Raw genomic sequence first — 24,000 nt, forward strand, 5'->3', positions numbered from 1 at the left:
AAAGGCGGCGGATTCAGCCGGTTTTACACTACAGTTAAATCAGTAACCGCGCCGAATCCAGCCCGCCTACCGGGCCCACCGCATTACTCTGAGATCAGCAGGGATATAAACAGCAGCGTATACGCAGTCGAGGTCGCCACCATGAATACGCATTTGTCGGTAAAACCCGAGAGTTCTTCCAAACCCGTTTTGCTCACCGCGCAACAGAAATCCGCGCAGGAGCAGCAGAACTCGCAGACCAAGACCGGCAAAAGTGCTGCAAACGCTGGCCTGCGATATCCGAAGGACCTGGAACGCTGTTTTGTGCTGGGGAATAACTGAACAGCGCTTGTCCCGGAGCCCCGAGCGGCTCCGTATCGCTTTACAGTGATTTCGACTCCCATCTGTCCGTTTTAAGCAAAAACTCTCTGCAACGCGGGGAGTTTTTGCCACGTCTGGCCGTCCTAATCTCAGCCGCGCTTTATGGGCGCCTTCAAAATCAAAGGCTTTAAAGCGAGATCCGTCATAAACGATGTGAATAACAAATTTCAATCATCGTTTTAATAACAAATTTCGATAACGAAAAATCCTCACCAACCATGACCGATTCCAATAAAAAACCGTCTGTTCAGTTCCGTAGCGCACGCTGGTTCGACAACCGGGAGCACGCGGATCACACCGCCCTGTACCTGGAGCGCTATTTCAATTTTGGCCTCACCCGGGAGGAGCTGCAGTCCGGCAAGCCGATTATCGGCATCGCCCAGACCGGCAGTGATCTCACCCCCTGCAACCGCCACCACAGGGAGCTGGCGCAGCGGGTGAAAGACGGCATCCGCGATGCCGGCGGCATTCCCATGGAATTCCCGGTGCATCCCATTTTTGAGCAGGGCCGCCGCCCCACCGCAGCGCTCGACCGCAACCTCGCCACCCTGGGGCTGATTGAGACGCTGCACGGTTACCCGATAGACGCGGTTGTGCTCACCACCGGCTGCGACAAGACCACGCCAGCCACGTTAATGGCCGCACTACAGCTCGACATTCCCGCCATCGTTTTTTCCGGTGGCCCCATGCTGAACGGCTGGCGGCCGGTAAGTTGTGAAGGCGGCACAGACAATGACAACAGGGAAGAGCGCGTCGGTTCCGGCACGGCCATCTGGCAGAACCGCGAGCGGCTGGTGAGGGGGGAGCTGGACTATGCGGGGTTTATGGACGCCTCGGCGGAGTCCGTGCCCAGCGTCGGTCACTGCAACACCATGGGCACCGCACTCTCTATGAATGCACTGGCGGAGGTGCTCGGTATGTCCCTGCCGGGCTGCGCCGCTATTCCCGCGCCCTACAAAGAGCGCGCGCAGATGGGTTATCACACCGGCCGACGGATTGTGGAAATGGCGTTTGAAAACCTGAAGCCATCGGACATTCTCACCCGCCAGTCCTTCCTCAATGCGGTGGTAGCCTGCAGTGCTCTGGGTGGCTCCACCAATGCCGTGGTGCATCTGCTGGCACTGGCGCGGGGGCTGAAAGGTGTGGACTTCAGCATGGACGACTGGCAGCGATACGGTGAGGACGTTCCGCTCCTGGTGAACTGTATGCCCGCGGGCAAGTATCTAGGCGAAGAATTCTACCGCGCCGGGGGCGTGCCCGCGCTGTTAAACCAGCTGATCGGCGACGGCCTGATCGACGGCAGCCAGAATACCGTCACCGGCCACTCACTCGCACACAACTGCGAACCTTTCCCTGTGCGCAATCGCGACGTGATCTTCCCGACCGACAAACCACTGATGCAGAAGGCCGGCTTCGCCATCATGCGCGGCAATTTTTTCGACTCGGCACTGATGAAAAAATCCGTTATCAGCCCGGCCTTCCGGGCAAAGTACCTGGTCAACCCCGAACACCCGGAATGCTTTACCGCCCGCGCCATCGTGTTCGAAGGCCCGGAGGACTACCGCGCGCGCATCGACGACCCGGCGCTGGATATCGACGAACACTGCATTTTGATCATCCGCAATGTCGGTCCGGTGGGTTACCCGGGCTCCGCAGAAGTGGTGAACATGCTGCCACCCAGGCGGCTGGTAAAGCAGGGCATCACCTGCCTGCCCACCATGGGCGACGGTCGCCAGAGCGGCACTTCCGGTAGCCCGTCGATCCTGCATATAGCACCGGAAGCGGCCACCGGCGGCGGCATAGCCCTGTTGCAGACCGGCGACAGAATTCGCGTAAATCTCGCTGACCATCGGGTCGATGTACTGTTGACGGAAGAGGAACTGGCCGAGCGCCGCAAACACGTGAAGGCACCCTCGTTGGTCAACCAGACCCCGTGGCAGGAGATCTATCGCCGCACCGTAAGCCAGCTGGACACCGGGGCAGTGCTGGAAACCGACGAGGAATTTGTGCGGATTCTCGATAACCACCCGGTGGGGCGCCACTCCCACTAGAGCCCCTTCTGCAGCCGGCGGTCCGGCGCCAGGCTGCTATCTTTGAGGTTCGTCCACAAAACCACCTCGGGAGCAGCCATGGCATCCACCCCACTCAAGATCCTCGCCATCTCCGGCAGCCTGCGCAAAAGCTCGTTCAATAGCGCCGCGCTGAAAGTGGCGGAAGAACTCGCCGGTGACGGTGCAACCTTCACCTTCGCCGATCTCTCCACTATCCCTCTCTACGACCAGGACTTGCGCGACAAACAGGTACCCGAGGCGGTGCAGACTCTGAACGACCAGATACTGGCCGCCGGCGCCATCCTGTTCTCCACACCGGAATACAATTACTCGGTGTCCGGAGTGCTGAAAAATGCCATCGACTGGCTCTCCCGCCTCGACCCGCAGCCCTTCGCAGACAAACCGGTGGCGGTGATGAGCGCCAGTATGAGCGCGTTCGGCGGCGCGCGGGCTCAGTACGATCTGCGGCGTATCCTGATTTACCTGGACGCGCATTTTGTGAACAAACCAGAAGTGATGATCGCCTTTGCCCACCAAAAATTCGACGGTGATGGTAATCTCGCCGATCAGGATACTCGCGCCTTTATCGGCAAACTCGTCAGCGCGCTCATCGATTGGGCGCGGCGCCTGCAGCGCTGACAAGGCACACCCAAGCTAATACTGACCATCGGAGCAATAATAATGAGCAATCTGGCACAGGACGCGATTCAGGCGTGCGACGTGATCTCCGGTTGCGGAGCCATCGACATCATCATTGAGCCGCGGGAAAAAGACCTGGGCGGCTTCTCTGTGCGCCGCGCGCTGCCCACCCGCGAGCGCAAAATGGTCGGCCCGTGGATCTTCTTCGACCATATGGGCCCCGCGGAATTCGCCGCCGGCAGTGGCATCGACGTGCGCCCGCACCCGCATATCGGCATCGCCACCGTCACCTATCTGTTTGAAGGCGAAATCCTGCACCGCGACTCGCTCGGCAGCCTGCAGGCCATCCGCCCGGGCGATATCAACCTGATGGTCGCGGGGCGCGGTATCGTGCACTCGGAGCGCGAGACCACACAACTGCACAATTCGGACCACCGACTGCACGGCCTGCAATTGTGGCTGGCGCTGCCGGAAGCCGATGAGGAGCTCCCGCCCGCGTTCTACCACTACCCCGCCGCAGAAATCCCCACCACCGACGTGGGCGGCGTGCCAGTGCGAGTCATGATGGGCAGCGCCTACGGCTGTAGCTCACCGGTAAAAACCTTCGCAGAAACCCTGTATGTTGAAGCGCACCTGAAACCGGGCCAGCGTCTGACGCTACCTGATTCTCCCGAGCGCGGCGTGTATGTCGCCAGTGGCGCGCTGCGCGCACGCGACACCGAAATTCCGCAATATGCCATGGCGGTATTCGATCCCGAACCAGGTGTGGAAGTGGAAGCCGTGGAAGAGTGCCGCATTGCCATTATCGGCGGCGAGTCTCTGGGGCAGCGTTTTATCGACTGGAACTTTGTATCCAGCCGCAAAGAGCGCATCGCGGAGGCAATCGAAGACTGGAGGGCCGGACGCTTTGATAAGGTGCCCGGCGATACCGAGGAATTCATTCCCTATCCCGGGGGTTGATACTCAAGGGCCGGACGTGCCGGCCCTCCCTCCCGGTGTAGAGGGCACTCCCATTATTTATTTTTTAATAAAGCTGAACCGATAGGTTTCACCAGCGCTGGTGGAAAACTCAAGCTCTTGAACATCAGGCGGAGCCACCGTCTCCAGAGTGGCTTCCGCAACGATCCTTGGGTCGCGCAGTTCCGGTACCGAAAAGAAGAAATTTGAACTAGCATTTTTCCGATCCACTTCACGCACATCCACTTTTCCCTTTGCGCTCAGTGATGAAGGCAGGCGAAGTCGACAATCGCCACCGAGGCGCGAAGTGATGGCGAGGCTTTCTACGGCTCCCGATTTCCAGGTCATGTCTACAACGAATCCGCCGCGGGTCACTAACCCCTTTACGCTACCTTCTGGCCAGGCGTCCGGTAATGCCGGTAGCAGGTGAATGGCGCCATCGTGGCTCTGCACCAGCATTTCAGCTATCCCAGCGGTAACACCGAAGTTACCGTCGATCTGGAACGGCGGGTGAGCATCAAATAGATTGGCATAGGTGCCCCCCTTCTCGGCTATTTCCTTTCCCTCAGCCTCAACCAGAGTCAATTGATCCTGCAGCAGCTTGTACGCACGGTTGCCATCCAGGAAACGTGCCCAGAGATTTACCTTCCACCCCATGGACCATCCGGTAGAAATATCCCCTCGGTATTCCAATGAGGTTTTCGCGGCAGAAAACAATTCCGGGGTGCGGAAAGGAGAAATCAGGTTACCGGGATAAACTCCATACAGATGAGAAACATGTCGATGACGGTCTTCTGGATCGTCCCAGTCCCACAACCACTCCTGCAATTGACCGAGACGCCCGATCTGTAAGGGCGGCAACTGTTCACGCTTCCGCAAAAGTTCTCCGGCAAACTCTCGATCGACTTCAAGTATGGACGCCGCACTGATCACGGCAGAAAAAAGGTCGTGCACGAGCTGATTGTCCAGACTGGTACCCGCAGAAACCGAAACAGGGATTTCGTGATTCCGGTACGCGTTCTCCGGGGAGTTTGATGGTGCCACCACCAACCACCCCGTCTCAGGCTCTCTCTGCAGGCTGTCGGCAAAATAGAGTGCGGCATCACGTAATACCGGATAGTAGTCGCGTAAAAATTCTCTGTTGCCGGTATACAGGTAGTGCTGCCAGATGTGCTGACTCAGCCACGCACCGCCGCCTTGCCACTGGCCGTAAAAGGCGGGATCCACCTGCCCGGTGATACGCCAGATGTCGGTATTGTGGTGCATCATCCAGCCGCGAGCACCATAAATTTTGCTCGCACTTTCACGCCCGGTTTCGGAAAGTTCCCGCAACATGGAAAACAACGGTTGGTGCAACTCCGACAGATTGGTAACCTCCGCCGGCCAATAATTCATTTCGGTATTGATGTTGACTGTGTACTTACTTTCCCAGGGCGGGTTGACGTGAGGATTCCAAATACCCTGCAGGTTGGCCGGCTGGGTGTTGGGCTGGGAGCTGGAAATTAACAGATAGCGTCCAAACTGAAAGTAGAGCGCTGCCAGTGCCGGGTCATAATCCTGAGAAAATCGTTTTACACGAATATCAGTGGGCAGTGTGCTGTTCGGCGTATTTCCGAGATCCAGTGTAACCCGCTTGAACTGCGCGTGGTAGAAATCGGTGTGGGCGCGCTTTAACTGACCGTAACTTTTTCCTATTGCCGATTCAATCTGAACTTTAGCGCGCTCCAGATCATTGCCGCTGATATCCTGATAGTTATTGAAATTAGTCGCCGTAGCGATAAATAGCGTCAACGCATCTGCGCCGCGAATTCTAAGGGTCTTAGCCGTCGCATCCAGATGCCCCCCCTCCATCTTGGGCCGCACGATAGTACTGAAGCGAATTTTGCCTTCCAGGCCCTCGTGATCGCCGCCACGTCCACGCACCAACAACTGCTTCCGGTCAATTTCGACACCGTGTTGCTGCGGGCTATCAAAGGACAGATCGAGGTCGATTTTCGACGGTTTGTCCGCGGTCAAACGCACCACAATCACCGAGTCGGTCAGAGACGAAAATACCTCGCGTGCATATCGAACATCTCCCACACGGTACGAAACCTTGGCCAGCGCGTTGCCGATATCGAGTTCCCGGTGGTAGTCGAGGTATTTATCGTGACCGGGGAAATTCAGCCGCAGACTGCCGACCGTTTGATAGGGCATGCCGTGATTGGCTTTTGAATGCAGATGTGCATCGGCCAAACGCTGAGCCTCAGTGAATTCGCCCTTGAAAAGCGCCTCGTTCACTTTGCTGATATAAGGGGCGATTTCCGGGTTCACGTTATTATTCGGCGCACCGGCCCAGACAGTATCTTCATTTAACTGCAATTCTTCGCGGGCCACGCCACCATAAATCATTGCTCCCAGGCGGCCATTACCTATCGGCAGGGCCTGATTCCAGTTATCCGCTGGACGGTCGTACCAGAGGGTAAGAGATTTATCAGCCGCCGTTCGGGACTCCGGAATACCGGCAAACGCACCCTGAGACAAAACGGATCCCAAGCTGTAGAGCAATACAACAAACCAGACCGAATGCCTTATGACTTGAACAGTTTTTCTCATAATGCGCTTACCAATCTTAGACCGGAGAATACAAAGCCCAACCACAAACAATCAGCCGGGAAAGGAGGGGAGTGTCTGCAACGATAATCTAGCCACTTACGATTGCCCTGACCAGCGTCAGTCGTAGCTGAAGGTCAAGTGCTTTGGCCTGGGTGCACGAAGTTTCTTAGCCAGGGGGTGCCCCATCTTTTTCATTTCCCGCAGAGCCAACTGAGCAACTTCCCGTGCGCCCAATTGGTTCAGATGCGTGTCATCGCGCACGCCATTGGGGTAATTAGGGTGGGTATCAGGCTTGATATGTAGAAATCGCAGTGCCGAGTTCTCGTCGCCTTGCTGCTGGAAATGCTCCCGCGTGACCAGCTCCATATCAATGAAATCCACTTTCTCTTCTTTTGCCACCTCCCGGCTTAGCGGCGCATAAGGATGCGTATGTTTAACGGTGCCATCCTCATTGAAATAGCGCCGGGTAATAGGGCTCATTAACAGCGGCTGAGCTCCTTTGGCGCGAGACTCGCGAATAAAGCGCGCCAGATTGGCTTTGTACTGCTCCGGTGAGGTGTAGCGGTCTTTTTTGCTTTCCGATTCGTCATTGTGACCAAACTGGATGATAACAAAATCCCCGGGCTGCAGCGCCTCTTCGATACTAGCCCAGCGCCCTTCTTCAATGAACGTGCGTGTGCTTCGACCATTCTTCGCCCGGTTTTCCACTTTTATACTTTCATCAAAGAAACGTGCGAACGGCATACCCCAGCCATTTTCGGGAAAGCTCATCTCTGGTTTTATCGCCATAGTGGAGTCGCCGGCCATATAAACAGTCTGGGCGTTGGCAATAAAAGGAAGTAATGCCGCGACGAAGAAAAATACTTTTCTCATTCTATATACCTCTCTTGTTGGAGCCCTTTAGCCCATTTTCGAGCGTATGGGCTCCAAACCTGAAAACAACTCGCGTTAGTGGTATCCCACGCCATCGGCGTAGCTGATCAACGCGCTTCCATAATTGCCGCCCCACTCGTAGCCGTAGCGGCGCTCCGGCTCGATGTCCATGATGTCGTACTGCTTGCCAGCCCCGCCCTCTTCAACGGAGCGGCCACTGAAGAATCCGACATCTTGGCCCAGGTCGTAGAAACGGTACCACATAGTACTGCCGGCTTTGGCCTGGATGGGATTATACGTGTCGTCGTCGCTGCCACTGGAGCGCTTGATGTAGGCCGTATCCACCTCTTTCACCACTTCACTCCGATACCACGCCAGCGCGGCACGCACTGCGGCCTCCACCTCAGCGGTTTGCGGCTGTGACATCAGGAACGCGGTCACCAGCATGGATTCCTTGCCGCTCTTGGAAGCCAGCTCGTAAGAGCGCGCGGGGCGCGGGGCGTAGGTCACCGGGTCGTGCTGGGCACACCAGACGGTCTTGGCATCTGCCTGCACAATCTGCGCGTTGAGAATAAACTCAACACCCTTGTCGATGGCGGTAGCCACGCGCGCGCGCTGCTGATCGCTGAACAGATCACCGTTCAACGGCGCCTCCTGGCGTTGCACGTAGTCCAGCAGGATCAGCACCCTAGCCATAGCACCGTCGTTGAAGGTGACGTAGTTCGAGTAGGTAGTGCCGGTGCGCGCGGGATAGACCTGCGGCCAGCCGCCCGATTCGTACTGCATTGTCAGCAGGAATTCCAGCGCATTGCGCGCGGCATCGCGGTAGCGGCTGTCATTGCTGCGCTGATAAACATCGGCCAGGAACATCAACTCGGTCACGGTGGCATCGTTGTCGATGGTACCCAGCTCAACACCGTCCGCGCCGGTCCAGTCAGAGCGGGCACTGCTGCCATCCCAGGCCGAGGCGTATTTGGATACACCGTATTTGTAAAAACCCCCATGCGGCATCTGCCAGGTGATCATGTTATCGGCCAGAGTCTGGTCGGCCGCCAAGCTGCTGCCAAGCCATGACTTGTAGTTGTTCAGTTCGCCGTAAATTGGGTTGCCGGCTTGCGACAGTGTCGGTGCTTCACCACCGGACGAGGAAGAACTGGAACTGCCGCCGGAGGAGGACGAGCTGCTAGAAGAACTGGAGCTCGAGCTGCCTCCAGAAGACGAACTGCTGGATGATGAAGAGCTGGAAGACGAGCTAGAACTCGAAGAACTGCTGCCGCCATTTGCAGGCGGAATCGTCTCGTTAGAATTACCACCACCGCAAGCAGCCAGTAGCAGAGAAGTCGTGAGAGCCAGCAGGGCCGCTGAACACTTCATGGGAAAACCCTCAGTAAAACGATTATTTTTTTGGGAAAAAAAGCCCCGCTGAGCGGGGCAAAAATGGCAAAGAGGAAATCAGTGCTTAGAAGTCGATATTCAGGCCGACTTGCACTGCGGGGCCGTACTGCTCGACGTTGAACAACATACGGCCACCGGAATCTTTGTTACCCGCGAAGTAGTACTGATCCACGTTGTCGGTGAGGTTGACCGCGTCGAAGTAGGCACGCACACCATCCATCACGCGATACGTCGCCTTGATGTCGAAGGTGAGCGCCTCATCCTGGTACATATCGCCCCAGGTACGGCAATTGGCCGCATAGCCCTGCGCCGCATCCTTCGCGATGTCGTCGGCAGTACAGCCACCGATGCGCTTCAGAATCTCGCTGGTGTAGTTGGCGATAAAGCGGATGGAGAAGTCGTCATTCTCCCAACCCAGCGTCAGGTTAGCCGCGGTATCGGCAGTTTCCGGCAACTGGATAGAACCCACGCGCACACTGTCGCCCACCTTGCCGTCACTGGTCTGCAGGGTGAGGTTGGACTGGATGAAGATGTTGTCCAGCCAACGACCGACATTGTGGTTTTCCCAGCGGCCTTCGAAGTACTGGCTGTAGCTCAGTTCGAGACCATACACCGATGCACCTTCACCATTGAGGTAGGTATTGACGTTGGTAAAAGTGGTATCCGCCGGAATCTGGAACGCTGTGATCTGATCCGTCGGCAGCACGAACGGTAGATCGCTGTTGATGTTCACGCTCACACCGTTGGCATCGACGATAAAATCAGAGATGTCCTTATAGAACAGCGCAGCTTCCAGAAAAGTATCTTCACCGTAGTAGCTCAGTGACATATCCAGGTTGGTCGAACGCATGGGATCGAGACCGGGATTGCCGATACGGACGGTATTTTCCGGGGAAACGGTGAACCACTGGGCCTGGTAATCCAGCTCGCCGCGCGCGCCACCGATCTGATTGGGATCATCGGAACACTTCACTTCACCGGTATAGGCCGGATCGGTGTTACAGAACTCCACCCGATCGGTCACTTCGAAGAAACCGCGACTCTTGCCGAAATCCGGACGGCTAAAACTGGTCCAGATTGATGCACGACCCAGCAGGTTTTCACTCAGCTGGTGGCGGTAATGCAATGCCGGCAGGAACAGCCCGTAGTCGTTTCCGGTTTCTTCCAGAGGTACGGCAATGTCCAGAGACGCGAGGCCATCAGACTCTTCATTGCGGTCATTGCGCAGAGCCATGTAACCAGTGGAAGCGAACTTGGTGTGCTCATAGCGGGCACCGGCAATCAGCGTGGCCTCCGGCAACACCTGTAGTTCGGCCATCAAGTAGGCCGCCGCGGTGTCTTCGCTGAGCTCATAGTCGAGTTTGGTGGAATCGATTTCCTTTTGGTCGACGTCGTAGTTGTCGCCGATCGCACGGGTGGCTTCGATAAGACGCTCCGCCTCGGCACGGGTAATAAATGCGTGATCGAAACTGGGATTCTCCGTGACAAAGGTCGCGTAATCACCCAAGGTGGATTTGGCGAGATCCAGACACACCGCATCGCCATTACAGCCGGCTTCTTTGCGATCATCGGGAATGATACTCACGCGGTTTTTGTCGTTGCTACGGCTACGCTGGTTGGCCTTGATACCACCCTTCACGTAATTGAGCATGCCGCCATTGTCCCAGTCCTTGCGCAGGTTCAGGGAGAACTGATCCACTTCATCTTCGCGGAGGTTATCCTCCAGGAAGAGGTTGTCGTAGATCATATTGGCCTGGGACACCTCGCCGTACTGGTAACCATTGCGACCTGAAATCGCACCGGAGGAGATGCTGCCGGTCTCCACCAGCTCGGCGAGCTGGGCATCGGAGATGATCTGCCCGTTCAGAGAATCCTCACCAAACTGCGCAATGGCAGCGGGAATATTCTGCAGACGGAACTGTACCCGGCGTCCGTCGGGCTTCTCGTTGGTACTGCGTGAGGAAACCACTTCGTAGTCCACTTCCCAGCCTTCGCCAAAGCGGTTCTCGCCGCCGAGTGCAAAGGTATTGGTCTCTACCTCAGATTCCTGGATAAAGTACTGCTGCTGCAGATCGACATCACCGCCACCGAATACGCGATTGTCTTTATCGATGAATACCAGGTCTTCGTCGCCGTCGGCGTAGTTGAAGCGATAGTACTCGCGCAATGCGATGTCATCATCCGAATAGCTGGTGTGATTTATCTTCAGGTGATAACGGCTGTTGTCATTGGGTTGGTATTCCAAATTCAGCAGACCCGCCACGCGTTCCCGCTCGGCATTTTCCTGGAAGGTGGTGAACTCCCACGGAATAATCATCTGCTCGCCACCCATCGTCACATAACTGGGAAGTGTGTTGCTGTGGTGGCTGGTCTGAAAGCCCTGGGTTTTACGTTTTTCCCAGGAACCGGTGAAGGCGACACCAATGGTTTCGTTCAGGAAAAGGTTGGTGCCCTGCAGAGTCGCCTTGGGAGAATTCTCTGCCACTTGGTCTTGATAGTAGTTCTGCAACGTGAGCTTGTAGCTGTCCCTGCCACGGTCCAGTGCGGAAAGGGTTTTCACATTGATGGAGCCACCAATCGCGTCCAGGTCCATATCCGGCGTCAGGGATTTGTTCACTTCGATGGACTGCAGGACATCAGACGGAAGGCTGTCGAGGGAAAAGGCCCGGTCTTCCAGGGTTTCATTGGTACCACCGCCGGCGTTCGCCATGACGCCACCGTCCATGCGCACACTCACCATACCAGCGCCGAGGCCGCGCAGGTTGACGAACTTGCCCTCACCTTCGCTGCGCTGCAGGGTGATACCCGGCATACGCTGCAGCAGTTCCGCCACGTTCTGGTCGGAGAAGTTACCGGCATCGTCCTGAGTGACGACGGAGCTGAAGTTGTCCTTACTGCGTTCCGCCGCGCGCGCGTTGATATCGGCTGCGCGCACCCCTTCTACCTGGACCTCTTCCATGGCCGCATCGTATTGGGCATTTTCGACTTCTTTGTTTTCTTCCTGGGCGAACGCCGGGGCACCGGCTAACGCGATGGCCAAGGCCAGAATTTTTTTGCTATGCATTTTCATTATTTGTCTCCCATCTTTTTATTGTGTGGCGCAGGCCAAATTATTTGGCCTGCGCGCATTCCGTTACTGGCGCTCGATTACCAGGTTGTCGATGGTTATGGGGCCGGCGCCGTTTTCGCAGCGGAACAACAACGATGAGTGATCGGTGCCCACACTACTTTCCACGGTGACGGTGCCGACGGCGATGGAATCCGCTTCAACGCTGTATATACGGGATGCGCTTTCCTGCCAGATTGAGTTGGCCGCACCGGTAGTGTTGTTATCCACTTGGATCTGGCACTTCTTGCTGCCGGTTTCACTCGGAGTACTATTGGCCAGCACATCGAAACGAATACGGTAGGGCTGACTCAGATCCAACACACCATCAAGAGCGGCTTCGGTGTCAGTACTCGCCGTGGGGGTTTCCGGTGACTTGTCACCAATTGTGAAACGCGCATTGGTCAGGCTGAGGGCACCGCTTGCGATGAGCATGTTTGAGCCCCCACCGCTCACTGCGTAGAAAGGCACTTCAGTAGTGCTGTCGACACTGATGCTCTTGTAGGCTGTGGTGAAGAAGTTACTGGACGAGCCATCGCCATCCGTAGCTGCAAAACTTTCACTGAGAATCACATTGGAGCTGCCGTCACCACTGCCCGCATAAGCACCCAGCTCGCCGATTGTGGCTGGTAGCTTGCCTTTAAGTTCTGCAGGGCTCATGGCCGCCACCAGCGGATCGGCGCTCCAGAGCATCCAGTCCACTTCGGCGAAATGACCGGAACTGGAGTCTTCTCCGATGCGAATGCGGTTTGCACCTCCGCCACCGGCGCGGCCGGTACCCTTGATTGCGGCGTCGACGACGCCGTCATCGGAGGGGGTAAACAGGTCGGTAATGTTCTCACCATCGCGGTAGATCACAGCGGTAATGTTGTTCGCGCCGGCTACGGCGGGATCTTCCACCGTGTAGCTCACGTGATAGATGTGGTAGCGCTGCTTTTCACCGTCTGCAAGTGTCATTCTCACATCCGCCTGGGCGGTTTCACCAGTGCTGGAGTCACCGGCCACACCATTCAGGAAGCGCTCCAGTTGAATACGACCTTTACCGCCATCCTTGGGGGTACCGTCATTGGGACGCAGCAGCAGTTTTACGCGGCTGTCACTGGGGCTTGCGAACACGGTTTCCACTTCAATACCGCGGTCAGTGCTTTTGGACACGTCCACACGCGCAATAAGAGTGAAGTGCTGCGGATATTGCTCGGCGAAGATGCCGGTCAGATCGCCCTTACTGCGCGCACCAGCGTCAGCAGTGGTGTTGAGTGTCGATGTACCGTTTTTGTTACTGGCGAACAGCACGTTGCCGTCCGGATAGCTGAGCTGGCCAGCACTGGCAGCATTCAATATCAGGGCACCACTGGTATCCGGAGACACACAACCGTCCCACACACTCCAGGCAACATCCGCACCTATGTCACTGGTGGTGGTGAGTTTGCAGCCCAGGGGCTCAACGGGAGTGGCACTGGCCGAGGTGCTCCAGTCGCTGTCACCAACGTTATTGGTCGCACGCACCCAGACGTAATAGTCCGTGCCATTGGTCAGCCCGGTAAGGGTAGTGCTGGTTTCGGTCAGGCCTTCCACCAGGGTTGCGCCAGTGATGTCGTCGCTGGTGCTGTAGGCGAGATCGTAGGTGGCTGCACCCACGATGCTGCCCCAGCTGACACCGAGCTGCGCATCCCCGGTCAAGACGGTGGGGGCTTCCGGGGCGTCCGGCGCGGTAGCCGGGGTGAACACGTTACAGGCCGGCAGCGCCGCCTGGCCATTCTCGTCCTGATATTCCACCAGCAGGTCATCGATGATCACCGTGTTACCACCCTCGACACGGAACTGCAGGAAAGAGGTGCCCTCGCCAACCAGTTCATCGACCGAAGCCCAGTCACTTATCACTTCGCCGCCCATACGGGGGCTGCCGGGCACGTTGATCTCCACGCGCTTGCCGGCTTCCAATTGGCTGACTGGTGCCTGGAAGATGCGCGAGTTGTTGCCGGTCCACAGGGAGTTACCTGCGTTGGAAGTGTTATTGTCCACGAACACCATCATGTTTCTGCCGCCGGATACGGCCTCCTTCACACAGAAGGAGATGCGATAGGGGCGGCCCAGATCCAGCTCACCCCAGGTGGCCAGGTCGCTACTGCTGGTGGTGTCTTTCTTCGGATCCTTGGCATCCTTTTCCGGCCGCGTCTGGCCGGCGGTGAAACGGCCAGTGTCCAGCAGCAGCGCCGGGTTGCCGTTGTCGCTGACGATCCCCATCTGCGCAAGATTGACCGCGGGGCCGTCCGTCGGCGTGTCGTTCAGGAAGAAACAACAAGTGGGATAGTAAAAGGACGGGAAGGCATCATTGGAATTGCTGGCGCTGAGTGCCTTGTATTCCTGACTGAAGAAAAACTCCGTATCGGCCTCGTCGAAGTTTACAAACAGGCCGTCACCAAAGTTTTCCGAGAGAATCGGGCCGGTGCTGCCACCGCCGGAAGAGCTACTGCTGGATGAGCTGCCACCGGAAGAACTGCTGGATACCGGTGGCGGCGTGGTAACCACATCGCCTTCATTGTTCGCATCGGTGCCACCGCCGCCACAGGCAGTCAGTGTTCCCATAATGCACAACGCAAGTGCAGATTTCGCCCAAGGTAAAGGTTTCATACTTACCCCTTCTCTCTCTTTTTTAAATCGTTATTTTTATGAGCCCGGGTCATACGCCCGGAGAGCTTCCTGATGGCGGCACTGTTTGAATTATTGAGTGCGCGGTTACCACCCAGGCCCAGCCTTGACACTTATTGGTTTGGCAATGAAAACAGATTGGTTAGGCATATTCAACCATTTGTACCAACTAGAAATGAACAGATTGGTAACCGGTCTTACAAGAATCATTTGGCGCCAAATGTGTTCAAAAAACACTCAAACAAGAGGGTTTTTGTAGTTTTCCTACAAGGATTGTGATGCATATCGCAGGGGATTTGCCGCTGCAGCGGCGCGGTAAGTTTCAGAAAGTGGCCAGACCAGATAGCGAAGTCCTGGCCCCACTTGCAGTGAGGCCAGGTTGCGCCCGGTCGTCTAGAACCGCGGCACGAGTATCGGTGGCCGCCATGATCAACAGAAAGGCCAGGCCGATCACCCAACCTTTTCCTTCGGGTATTTTTACTGGAATCACTATCTGCTCTGGAAAGACAGGGCCCTGCGCACGCTTGCGCAGGGCCTGTGTGTTTACTGGGTCAGTTGAATATCTTCGAAGGTGAAGGACTGATCGTCGTAATACGGCGCCGCGAACAGGCCGACCTTGATCGTATCTGGCATGTCGGTGAAGGTGTTGCCCCATCCGCTGGAGTAGGTGACACCGCCATCGGTAGAGTAATAGGCCTTGTACTGCTGCCCTACCCGCTGCAGTTTGAAGTAGAGATTGTCACCCGGGGTTAGTACAGTCCCATCACCGCTTTTGCCCCAACCACCACCATCGGCCAGGACATGACCGTATTGGGTTACCCATTCGGCGCCCAACATGTACATGCCAACATGTGCCAGCGGTGAGTTGCTGCCGCTGCTTACATCGCATTCACACATCATCAGCCCCACCGGGAACTGATTGGCCGCATAAGGTACGCCTGCACTTTTCAACTTCGCAGTAAAGGTGAAGTCGCCGGTTACCTGCTGGGAAACCAAATAGAAAGACATACCACTTTCAAACTTACCGTCGCTCGCTGTAAAGGTAACAGCGGTGTCCGTTTGCTTGGTAATACTGCCGCTCGCCGGAGTAATCGAACCCTGAGTGCCCAGCAGCAGGCCGGCGCCGCTCCAGGACTCTGACGGTAGTTCGGTCACCACGCAGTGATCGTCACCGGTGTCTTCCGGGTACGGATCCCAGCCTTCACCGCTGTTCCAGCTAGCAAAAATCTGCGCGCGGGAACAGAAGCGGCTCAACATCTCCTCTTCAGTCAGTTGATAACAGCTGCCGGAAGTGCCACAGCGGCTGCTCATATCCAGCGGACTGCCGGCGAGATCAGTGCTGCCGTATTCACGCCAGCCGGAATCCGCGCTGGCAATTTTGGGATTGGGCGCGGGCTGGCTGTTGATTCCTTCATACGCCCACCCCTCCGCGGACACATGGGTGTCCATGGCGGTATTGATGAACGTGACATTGTCGTAGTAGCTGCTGCTGCCGCCACTGCGTGCCAGGTAGGTGGTGCCGGGCTGGATGGTGACACCTTTGGGGCCCGCTCCCTGGGTGAGCTTCGAGTTCAGGAATACGAAGCCGGGTGCGCTCGGATCTGGCGTGCGCGCCTGCAGCAGGTAGCCTCCGCTGCTGGTAGCCTCGGCGCTTTTGGAATCACCAACCGAGCGAATTTCCGAATTTTCAAATACGGTGGCGGTGCTGTAGCCCCAGATGAAATCCACATTGCCTACGATCAGCGCATTGTGAAACCAGTTGTAGCCTTTCAGCAGTAGTGTGTCCTGCTCGGAATAGAAGGCAGCATCACGCACAACCAACCGCCCTTCACTGTTGAAGTACAGGGTTTCCGCCTGATCACCAGCACCGGTGCGCAGATGTGTATTCTCGATGCTGAGATTCTGCAGGGTGAGCATGTCACCGCCTTTCACCAGGAACAGGGTGCGACCTTCACTGCCGCCATTCAACCCTTCATAGTTCTCGTAATGAATACGCGTCTGGTCAGCCCCGGCACCCAGAATGGTGAGATTGTTTTTACTGGAGAGATACAGCATTTCACGGTAATCGCCCGCAGCGATCGTGATGCTCGCCGCTTCGTCCGCCGCGACATTCTCCATCACGTGATTGAGAGCGCCCTGCACGGTACGAAAATCTGCAGCGCCGTCGTCGTCCACCGTGACATCGGCACCGGTAGGCAGTGCCGCGCGGGTGGTGAAGGTCCAGCCGGTGGCTTTACCTAGTCCGATAAAATCGCTGCCATTCAACTTCGCGCCCTGTACCAGGTCGGAACTGATCGCCACGAAGTATTCCACACCGGGTTCCAACACATCGGTGTGCGGCGCTATGGTGAGCGTATTACCGCTGACGGTGAAGGGTGTAGTGTTCAGTGTGCGGGTTTGGGTCTGCCCTTTGTAACCGAGGGTATCGGTTTCACCACCGGCGCGGATAGCATCCACCTCGGCATTATTGTCTACGCGGAAAATCCGTACGGAACCAACGGCTTCATTCAGGGCCGGCGCATTGTCGAAGGTGATACTGAGGCGGGTATCCTCGTACTCACCGGTAGCGCCGGGTAGCGGTGAAACCCTCGCACTGATATCGCCATATGTCGCAGTGGGCATTTCAAATGCCTTGGCCACTTCTACGCTGATGGTCCGCTGCAAGCTGCCGTCGGAACCGCTACTGAAGGTAATTTCCGCAGAGCCCTGTGACTGCGGCGATAGCTTTACAAGGTTGCCAACGACCTCGACAGAAACCACATTGGTGTCACTGGATACCGCTTCAAAGGTATCCGGAGTGACGCCATCGCTCTGTATCGCGGTGACATTAATTTCCAGGGCCGGATCACCCGCCGTGGCGGTCCAGGTGGACTCGGCATAATCGATGGTGAGCTGCACTGGCTTCACCGCGGGATCTCCCACTTTCACGTAGTCCACTTCGAAGGAGCGGTTGTAAGTGAAGAAGCCAATACGGCCCGCGGTAGTGTATTTGCTGTCGGCATCCGTATATGTACCAAGCTCCTCGCCGTCTAGATACACGGTTACTTGGTTGCCCACCATATCGTAGCGCACGGTGTACCAGCTGCCGTCAATGGCATCCTGGGTTCCTAGAAGCAGCGGCTTTTTGACCTGCACTTCACGACTGACAGAACCAGTCGCACCGTTGTCATCACTGCTGGCGTAACCCGCTTCCACCTGCGTGGATTCGGGGCTGCCCTGCATGTTCAGGCCACCGAAATACCACTGCAGAGGTCCCTGATAGCGGCCAATACCGTATATCTGTTTATTGCCGTTATTGCTATTGGCGCGCGGACGAATACGGTACTCTACAAAGTAATCCGCAGGCACACTGCCAAACGCCCCCTCTTTCACCAAAATCAGTTCGCCCTCCCGCAAGTTTTCTCCGCGGATCCCGGCAGTGAACATCAAAGACTTGCCTTTGTCGCCCTCGTCAAGAATGTCGAAGACGCCCGGGTCACTGAGACCGTAGCCATCGATCACCGCGTCCCAGGTACTTTCAAATTCACCGTCTTCAAAGTCGTCACAGAAATACAGGCCGGTTTCCGGACAGGTGAATACACTGGACTGAGGCTCTTCCGGATCAACAGGATCTACCGGGTCTGTTGGCTCTTCGGGTTCGGTGGGCTCTTCCGGATCTGTTGGCTCCTCGGGTTCTGTCGGCTCCTCGGGTTCTGTAGGTTCTTCCGGCTCTGGCTCCGGTGTCACGATTGGATTGAGTTCCACCAGTTCTTTTTTGCTGCCGTCGTCGCTACAGCCCGCCAATAGGCTGCTGAGCAGCGCGGCCATCAGTGCGCCATGTACTCTCATCAAATACTCCTGATTTGTTGTTTATTGTTGTTACCCAACGGATTCAAGAACCGCCGGTACATCACTCATTGCCGAACCAATCCCTAATAAGACCTAAGGTAAGACAAATGATCTTTTGCACAATTAAAACCGGGCCGTAGACACACTCAACTACGAGCCCGGATTTTTACCGAACTATTTCCCGACCAGTTTTCGGATTTTCACCGGACACCACGGTACACAGGCGATCCCATACCTCAGTAGCCAACACTCTCGGCATAGGAAATAATTTTTTCGCCGTAGGCACCGCCCCAGCTGTATCCTTCACGCCGCTCTTCGGAGATATCCATGAGGTCATAGTAGGTTCCGCCATCACGATCGCTGAAAAAACCGGTGTTTGTGTAGAGGTCGTAAAAGCGATACCACATTCTATCGCCAGGGGAATAGACGATTTTCTCCCTGGTAGATTTATCGTAGGTATGGTCTTCCAAAATGGTATTCGGGCTGCGATACCAGGCCAGGGCCGCTTTCACTGCCGATTGGATTTCCGGCGTCTGCGGCTGGGTCATCAGGAAGCCGATGATCTCTGCGGATTCGCTGCCGCTGAGCGACGCCAGTTCGTAGGCGCGCGCGGCCTTGGGTTGATAATCCGTAGCGCCGTGTTGGGCACACCAGGCGGTCAAGACACCATTCTGTTTCCACTGTGCGCGCAGGATGTATTCCACCCCCAGATCGATCGCCGCGCGGAACTGCGCGCGATCACTGCTGCTAAACACGTCAGAGTCAAACGGGGCTGCCCCCTTTTCTGCGTGATAAAGCACAGTCAGTACACGCGACATGGCATCGTCATTGAAGGTGACGTGATTTGCGTAGCCTCCCGTCCGCGGGTAGAACTGCGGCCAGCCACCGGATGGGTACTGCATGTCCAGCAGGTAATCCATCGCTCTTCGAGCGGCATCGCGGTAGGCGGCATTTCCCGTGCGTTTGTACATTTCCGCCATGTACGTCATCTCTGTGGTGGTCGCACCGTTATCGATGGTGGCGGAACCGCTGCCGCCATTGCCCGCACTGTTGTAGGCCTGGTTTTTCGGCCAGCCACCATTGTCGTACTGATGGGAGAGAATGATGTCTGCCTGCGTCGAGCTGAGGCTCCACTCCGTGAGATATTTGTTGAACCGGTTGTGCACCGGATTGCCTTCCTGCGCGAGCAGTGGCGCAACACCGCTGTAGCTTGGCACCCAGGAACCAAACAGATTTTCCACGGTGTAACTTTGCGCTTGCGCGTCGGACAGCTGACTGGACTGGGCAACACGCTGGGCGATATCTGCACCGGGGCCGGTGTTCTGGTATTCGGCAAAACGCGCGGTATCCAGGGTATTGCCGCCCATGGCTCGCCAGCCGGCCGGCAGTATGTGTTCACCGAGGTTGACACCGAGATACGTGGTCGCGCCGTAGGGCCGCCAGTTTCTGCCAAGGGCGACACTGTCTGCGCTGACGGCAGATGACGCAGTTACCTGCCCGCCGAGAAACACGATGCCGTAGGGCTGGGTCTGTTCGGTACTGGGAGCGGTGATCGCGCTGCCGTTTCCTACACTGCGAATTTCACAGTTGTCGAACACGGCGGTGGCACCACCGAAAATGTAATCCACTGTGCCTTCTACATAACAGTCCTTGAAATACTGCGAACCGCTGTGCACATACAAAGTATCCTGGTGACCGAGGAAACGGGTATTGCGAAACTGCACCCGCTCGGCAGCAATGCGCGCCGCTACGGCCTGAATTCCCGGGCCGTGGCTGTTTTCCATGGTGAGGTTTTCCACCGAAATATCATCGGCGGTAATCGAGATACTGGTACTGCCGGAGGTGCCCAGCGTACCGCCACTGCCATTCGATGTATCGGCGGTGTCGTTGTAGGTCAGCACCGTCGCGGCAGCCTGCCCCTTTTCCCCGCACAGTGTGAGTTTAGGTCTATCGATCAGCAGCTTTTCATAATAAACGCCCGGCCGAATACGAATCTGGATCGGCTGGCTGTTGGATGCGGAGACACTGTTGATCGCCGCCTGCACGCTGCTGAATTGCCCACTACCGTCTTTGGCAACGGTGATGACCGGCACACCGGTAATGTCATTGCAGTCGCGAACGGTATCGTCCGTCACCCCGCAGGCGCCGACCACCAGGCGGCTGCCACTTGCGGTCAGCGAATCTATATTGGGCAGGCCTCCGGCGGTTTGTGCCACCAGACGAATCCGGTTGTTGCCCGCCTGCAACGGCACCGCAACGCTCTCATTACTCCAAGTGGTCCAGGCGCCTGAGCCATTGAAATAGGCGTTCGCGACCACTGTACCATTTACCTCAATCGCGGCGGGCCGGCTTGTGGTCGAGGCATAGCGAATATCGACCAGTGCGCTGTGAGCGTAATCAGCATCGATACTGTAGCTGGCTGCGGCGCCCGTCACATTATCGGTATTGATAAATCCGCTGCCGCTATATCCGGCGTGGTTGTTGTCGATAGTTCCATCGGCACCACAGAAACCATCACTCTCCTGCAGCACCAGAGTGGTGCTGGTTGATATTACGGCATCATCGGCATTGGAATTGAATACGCTGCCATCGGTGTCGGTTATCTTGATCCAGTAATAGTAGGTACCATCAGCGAGGTCGTTGTCTGTGTATGAGTTGCCCGAAATACTGGCAACGATGCGGGTACGTCCTTGTGGATTTGGGTCTGTGTCGCGATAAATCGACTGGTAGGCAACATCGATATTGCTTGCATCCCACGTCAGGCCGGCATCATTCCCCGCAACCGTTACCGCCAGGTTGACGTTGCCGGTTACCGGGGTAGAACTGCCCGCGTAGGTTTCAAACTCGGCAACCGCCGGAGTTCCACTGCTGCTCAGGATTTCAAAATTGATCTTGGTGAGGCTGACACTTGCGAAACTTATGATGCCTGCGCCTGTGCCCTGGGCGAGCACATCACCGGTCTGGTGATTGACCATCTGCCAATCGCCGATGTTACCCTCAAAGCCCGAGGCCTCGCGAATCACAGCGCTGCTGACGGTGGTTGCACTGGACCACTTAACCGAAATGCGGCCGGTGCTGTCCTGTGGTGACCAATAGGTTGCCATATCGCCATCTACGACATTCGCGAAACTGGAACCACTTTGCTTCGAAGACCCGTCTGCTCCAGCCGTCAGCGACAGGTTGCTTTGCGTCTGTGCGTTGGCGCAGACAGATCCAAGCAGAGAAAACCCCACTCCGATGCCCAACATGGCATTCTTTCCCAACTTGATCATTCTCTTCTCTCTTTATCGTTATTTATTAATGTCTCGCGCCTGCCTGAGGGAACAATGCCGCTCCGCGGCCGGACAACACAGAATGGAGATCACACCCACATCAAAGTACATGCAAAGCACCCAGCCTCGCGCGGGAGGCTGGGTGCGAACACTAATTGCGTTGCGCTTTCAGAGTGTTAGTTGCCACCCGCCATTTCTCAGCTTCCACTGCAGTTAGCGGCAGCAGGTGCCGCGCCGGTAATGGACATGCTGTCGATATTCCCAAGACCACTACTGCCAGTGGCTTGCAGACGAATGCTGTTGGTGCCGCCGTTCAGCCATACGGTTACCGCACTGCTATCGCTGTAACTGCTCCAGGCGCCGGTGCTACCCATACTGAGCGACGCTTGGTTTCCGCCGTTCACCAGCACTGCCGCCGGGCGGTCGCTGCCACTGTTGGCGTAGCGCCATTTCAGGCTGTAGTTGCCGGCAGCCGGCACAGTTACGGACCAATCGACCCCCTCGCCGCTGGCGTTGTCGGTGTTGGCATAACCGGCTCCGGTGAAACCGCTGTGCTCGGATTCAACCGCGCCATCCACACCGCAGAAGCCGCTGGCATTTTCTTGCAGGGTGACGCTGGCACTGCCACCGGAAGAACCTCCGGACGAAGACGAACCGCTGCCGCTCGCGTTGTAGACTTCAAATTCGGCAATCTGCGGTGCGCTGCTGGCGGAGTCGATCATCAGGTTGATCTTGCTCATGCTCACATCGCCGAGATACACCTGCAGTGCGGAGCCGATGGTGGTGCCGGAAGCCAGTTCCGCGCCGGTGTCGTGGTTCACCAGACGCCAGGACTGCACGCGGTTGCCGATTTCTCGGATCACCACGGTATTGAAGGTGCCGCTCAGGTTCTTGACGGAGATGCGCTCTCCGCTGCTGGAGGCGGGCTGCCAATAGCTCGATGTGTCGCCGTCAATGGCATTGCCGTAGCTCGAGCCGCTCGCCTTGCTGCTGCCGTCCGCGCCGCCGGCAAGCGCCAGGTTCGTGCCGAGATCGCCGCCGCCACCGGAGGAACCACTGCCGGAGCCGCCGGAACTGCTGGAAGAGCTGGAGCTGGAACTCGAACTTGAGCTGGAACTGCCCCCGGACGACGAGCCGCCAGAACAGTTGGTCGCGCGCGCCAGCCCCTTGTTGGCGCCAGCGGTAGACGCAACGATCTGCGGCACCAGATTGGCATCACACAGTGAGTAGCTGTAGGGAATACTGATGGACGTGGTAGAGGTGGGATTCGGGCCGGCGGGGTGATTTTTGTCGCCCTCGGAAGTCCACTGGATATTGGACCAGACATTGCCGCTTACCTGCCACGAGCCCATGTCATTGGTGTAGAAGGTACCGAGCGGATCTTTCGAATCCTCGAAGTAGTTGTTCTCCGCACGCATCTTGCCGCCGATCCGCGGGTTCATCCCTGAGCTGTTGATGCTCACATAATGGTTGTTGTACGCGTGCGCGGTGGCGCCGCGCAGCAGCGGCGTGCGCGAATCAATGTTCTGGTACAGGTTGTTGTGGAAGGTCACCGGGCCATTGTTCAGGTCGCTGTCGCTGGAACCGACGAGGCCACCGCGGCCGGAGTTGCGAAGAATGCTGTACGACAGCGTGACGTACTTGGTGTCAGCTTTCATATCGAACAGTGCGTCGTACCCCTCGCTTTCACCACCGGAGGCCTCCAGTGTCAGGTGATCCGCCCACACATTGCTGACATTGCTTTCCATACCAATCGCGTCACCACCGTTGGAGGTTGGCGAACCGGATTTTTTCACATTCCGCACATGCAGGTTCTGCAAAATGATGTTGGAAGAACTGCGGATGTGGATGCCCAGCTGATCAAACAGCGCGCCGTTGCCGACACCAATCAGGGAAACGTTACTGATCTCCTTGAGCTCAATCACGCCGTCGGCGGTATTGCAACTGCTGCCGGATACCTTACTGGTATTGCCGTGATTAATGGTGCCCTCGACGTGAATGATGATCGGAGTGCTGCTGGAAGCGCGGTTACACAACGCCTGGTGAATCTGGGTTCCGGTGGTGGCATACACCACATTGCCGCCGGCACCGCCGGTGGTGCCGCCGTTCTGGGTGGCAAAGCCCGTGGCCTGCGCGGAGACATCCGCGGCCGCGAAACTGCCCAGCAATGCGGCCAGCACTGCTGTTCTCTTGAGTCTGAATTCCATGTGACCTTCCATATTTATGTTTATTAGAAGATTGAAGTCAGACGACCAGTCACAGGCACAACACCCGG

The 24,000-nt window shown here is 56.8% G+C and carries 13 protein-coding genes; 5 read left to right on the top strand and 8 right to left on the bottom strand.

Features of this window, described 5'->3' with window-relative positions:
* The first annotated feature begins 141 nt into the window (after positions 1-141).
* The 4 genes from FDY93_RS07170 to FDY93_RS07185 all read left to right on the top strand — a co-directional run bounded on the left by FDY93_RS07170 (position 142) and on the right by FDY93_RS07185 (position 4,010).
* Positions 142-321, top strand: a complete 180-nt coding sequence (locus tag FDY93_RS07170) for a hypothetical protein (RefSeq protein ID WP_138235071.1) — start codon at positions 142-144, stop codon at positions 319-321.
* Positions 322-578: 257 nt separating this feature from the next.
* Positions 579-2,411 (top strand): IlvD/Edd family dehydratase, encoded by a 1,833-nt coding sequence (locus tag FDY93_RS07175; protein ID WP_138235072.1) that lies wholly within the window; start codon positions 579-581, stop codon positions 2,409-2,411.
* A 78-nt stretch (positions 2,412-2,489) separates the two neighbouring features.
* On the top strand, positions 2,490-3,050 hold the full coding sequence (locus FDY93_RS07180) for an NADPH-dependent FMN reductase (RefSeq protein WP_138235073.1): 561 nt from the start codon (positions 2,490-2,492) through the stop codon (positions 3,048-3,050).
* Between the two features lie 42 nt (positions 3,051-3,092).
* Positions 3,093-4,010, top strand: coding sequence for a pirin family protein (locus tag FDY93_RS07185; protein ID WP_138235074.1), 918 nt, complete (start codon positions 3,093-3,095; stop codon positions 4,008-4,010).
* Positions 4,011-4,067: 57 nt separating this feature from the next.
* On the opposite strand, the gene FDY93_RS07190 is transcribed toward FDY93_RS07185, so the two are convergent.
* The 3 genes from FDY93_RS07190 to pelA (FDY93_RS07200) all read right to left on the bottom strand — a co-directional run bounded on the left by FDY93_RS07190 (position 4,068) and on the right by pelA (FDY93_RS07200) (position 8,531).
* Positions 4,068-6,602 carry a glycoside hydrolase family 95 protein gene (locus FDY93_RS07190; RefSeq protein ID WP_138235075.1) on the bottom strand — a complete coding sequence of 845 codons (2,535 nt, stop codon included), beginning with the start codon at positions 6,600-6,602 and terminating at the stop codon, positions 4,068-4,070.
* 117 nt (positions 6,603-6,719) lie between these two features.
* Positions 6,720-7,475, bottom strand: a complete 756-nt coding sequence (locus tag FDY93_RS07195; protein ID WP_138235076.1) for a rhamnogalacturonan acetylesterase — start codon at positions 7,473-7,475, stop codon at positions 6,720-6,722.
* 75 nt (positions 7,476-7,550) lie between these two features.
* Positions 7,551-8,531, bottom strand: a complete 981-nt coding sequence (pelA, locus tag FDY93_RS07200) for a pectate lyase (protein ID WP_240913989.1) — start codon at positions 8,529-8,531, stop codon at positions 7,551-7,553.
* 49 nt (positions 8,532-8,580) lie between these two features.
* Here pelA (FDY93_RS07200) and FDY93_RS19735 point away from each other — a divergent pair, with 49 nt between their 5' ends.
* Positions 8,581-8,901 carry a hypothetical protein gene (locus FDY93_RS19735; protein ID WP_240913990.1) on the top strand — a complete coding sequence of 107 codons (321 nt, stop codon included), beginning with the start codon at positions 8,581-8,583 and terminating at the stop codon, positions 8,899-8,901.
* Between the two features lie 33 nt (positions 8,902-8,934).
* Here the strand turns inward: FDY93_RS19735 and FDY93_RS07205 are convergent, their stop codons facing one another.
* The 5 genes from FDY93_RS07205 to FDY93_RS07225 all read right to left on the bottom strand — a co-directional run bounded on the left by FDY93_RS07205 (position 8,935) and on the right by FDY93_RS07225 (position 23,932).
* Entirely contained in the window at positions 8,935-11,940 is a 3,006-nt protein-coding gene (locus FDY93_RS07205; protein ID WP_138235078.1) for a TonB-dependent receptor, read from the bottom strand.
* 63 nt (positions 11,941-12,003) lie between these two features.
* On the bottom strand, positions 12,004-14,607 hold the full coding sequence (locus FDY93_RS07210; protein WP_138235079.1) for a fibronectin type III domain-containing protein: 2,604 nt from the start codon (positions 14,605-14,607) through the stop codon (positions 12,004-12,006).
* Positions 14,608-15,168: 561 nt separating this feature from the next.
* The gene (locus tag FDY93_RS07215; RefSeq protein WP_138235080.1) at positions 15,169-18,453 is read right to left on the bottom strand and encodes a pectinesterase family protein; all 3,285 of its coding nucleotides are present in this window, start codon (positions 18,451-18,453) and stop codon (positions 15,169-15,171) included.
* A 236-nt stretch (positions 18,454-18,689) separates the two neighbouring features.
* The gene (gene pelA, locus FDY93_RS07220) at positions 18,690-21,725 is read right to left on the bottom strand and encodes a pectate lyase (protein WP_138235081.1); all 3,036 of its coding nucleotides are present in this window, start codon (positions 21,723-21,725) and stop codon (positions 18,690-18,692) included.
* 197 nt (positions 21,726-21,922) lie between these two features.
* Complete coding sequence (locus FDY93_RS07225) at positions 21,923-23,932, bottom strand: pectate lyase family protein (protein WP_171018923.1); 2,010 nt, start codon at positions 23,930-23,932, stop codon at positions 21,923-21,925.
* Between the last annotated feature and the right edge of the window lie 68 nt (positions 23,933-24,000).

The sequence above is a fragment of the Microbulbifer harenosus genome, assembly GCF_005771435.1.
Taxonomy (GTDB): Bacteria; Pseudomonadota; Gammaproteobacteria; order Pseudomonadales; family Cellvibrionaceae; genus Microbulbifer; species Microbulbifer harenosus.

Bases quoted from the DNA above. Each gene is read 5' to 3' on its own strand.
- pelA (WP_138235081.1), bottom strand. From the start codon at position 21,725: ATGATCAAGTTGGGAAAGAATGCCATGTTGGGCATCGGAGTGGGGTTT.
- FDY93_RS07195 (WP_138235076.1), bottom strand. From the start codon at position 7,475: ATGAGAAAAGTATTTTTCTTCGTCGCGGCATTACTTCCTTTTATTGCC.
- FDY93_RS07185 (WP_138235074.1), top strand. From the start codon at position 3,093: ATGAGCAATCTGGCACAGGACGCGATTCAGGCGTGCGACGTGATCTCC.
- FDY93_RS07215 (WP_138235080.1), bottom strand. From the start codon at position 18,453: ATGAGAGTACATGGCGCACTGATGGCCGCGCTGCTCAGCAGCCTATTG.
- FDY93_RS07175 (WP_138235072.1), top strand. From the start codon at position 579: ATGACCGATTCCAATAAAAAACCGTCTGTTCAGTTCCGTAGCGCACGC.
- FDY93_RS07190 (WP_138235075.1), bottom strand. From the start codon at position 6,602: ATGAGAAAAACTGTTCAAGTCATAAGGCATTCGGTCTGGTTTGTTGTA.
- FDY93_RS07205 (WP_138235078.1), bottom strand. From the start codon at position 11,940: ATGAAAATGCATAGCAAAAAAATTCTGGCCTTGGCCATCGCGTTAGCC.
- FDY93_RS07170 (WP_138235071.1), top strand. From the start codon at position 142: ATGAATACGCATTTGTCGGTAAAACCCGAGAGTTCTTCCAAACCCGTT.
- FDY93_RS07210 (WP_138235079.1), bottom strand. From the start codon at position 14,607: ATGAAACCTTTACCTTGGGCGAAATCTGCACTTGCGTTGTGCATTATG.
- FDY93_RS07225 (WP_171018923.1), bottom strand. From the start codon at position 23,932: ATGGAATTCAGACTCAAGAGAACAGCAGTGCTGGCCGCATTGCTGGGC.
- FDY93_RS07180 (WP_138235073.1), top strand. From the start codon at position 2,490: ATGGCATCCACCCCACTCAAGATCCTCGCCATCTCCGGCAGCCTGCGC.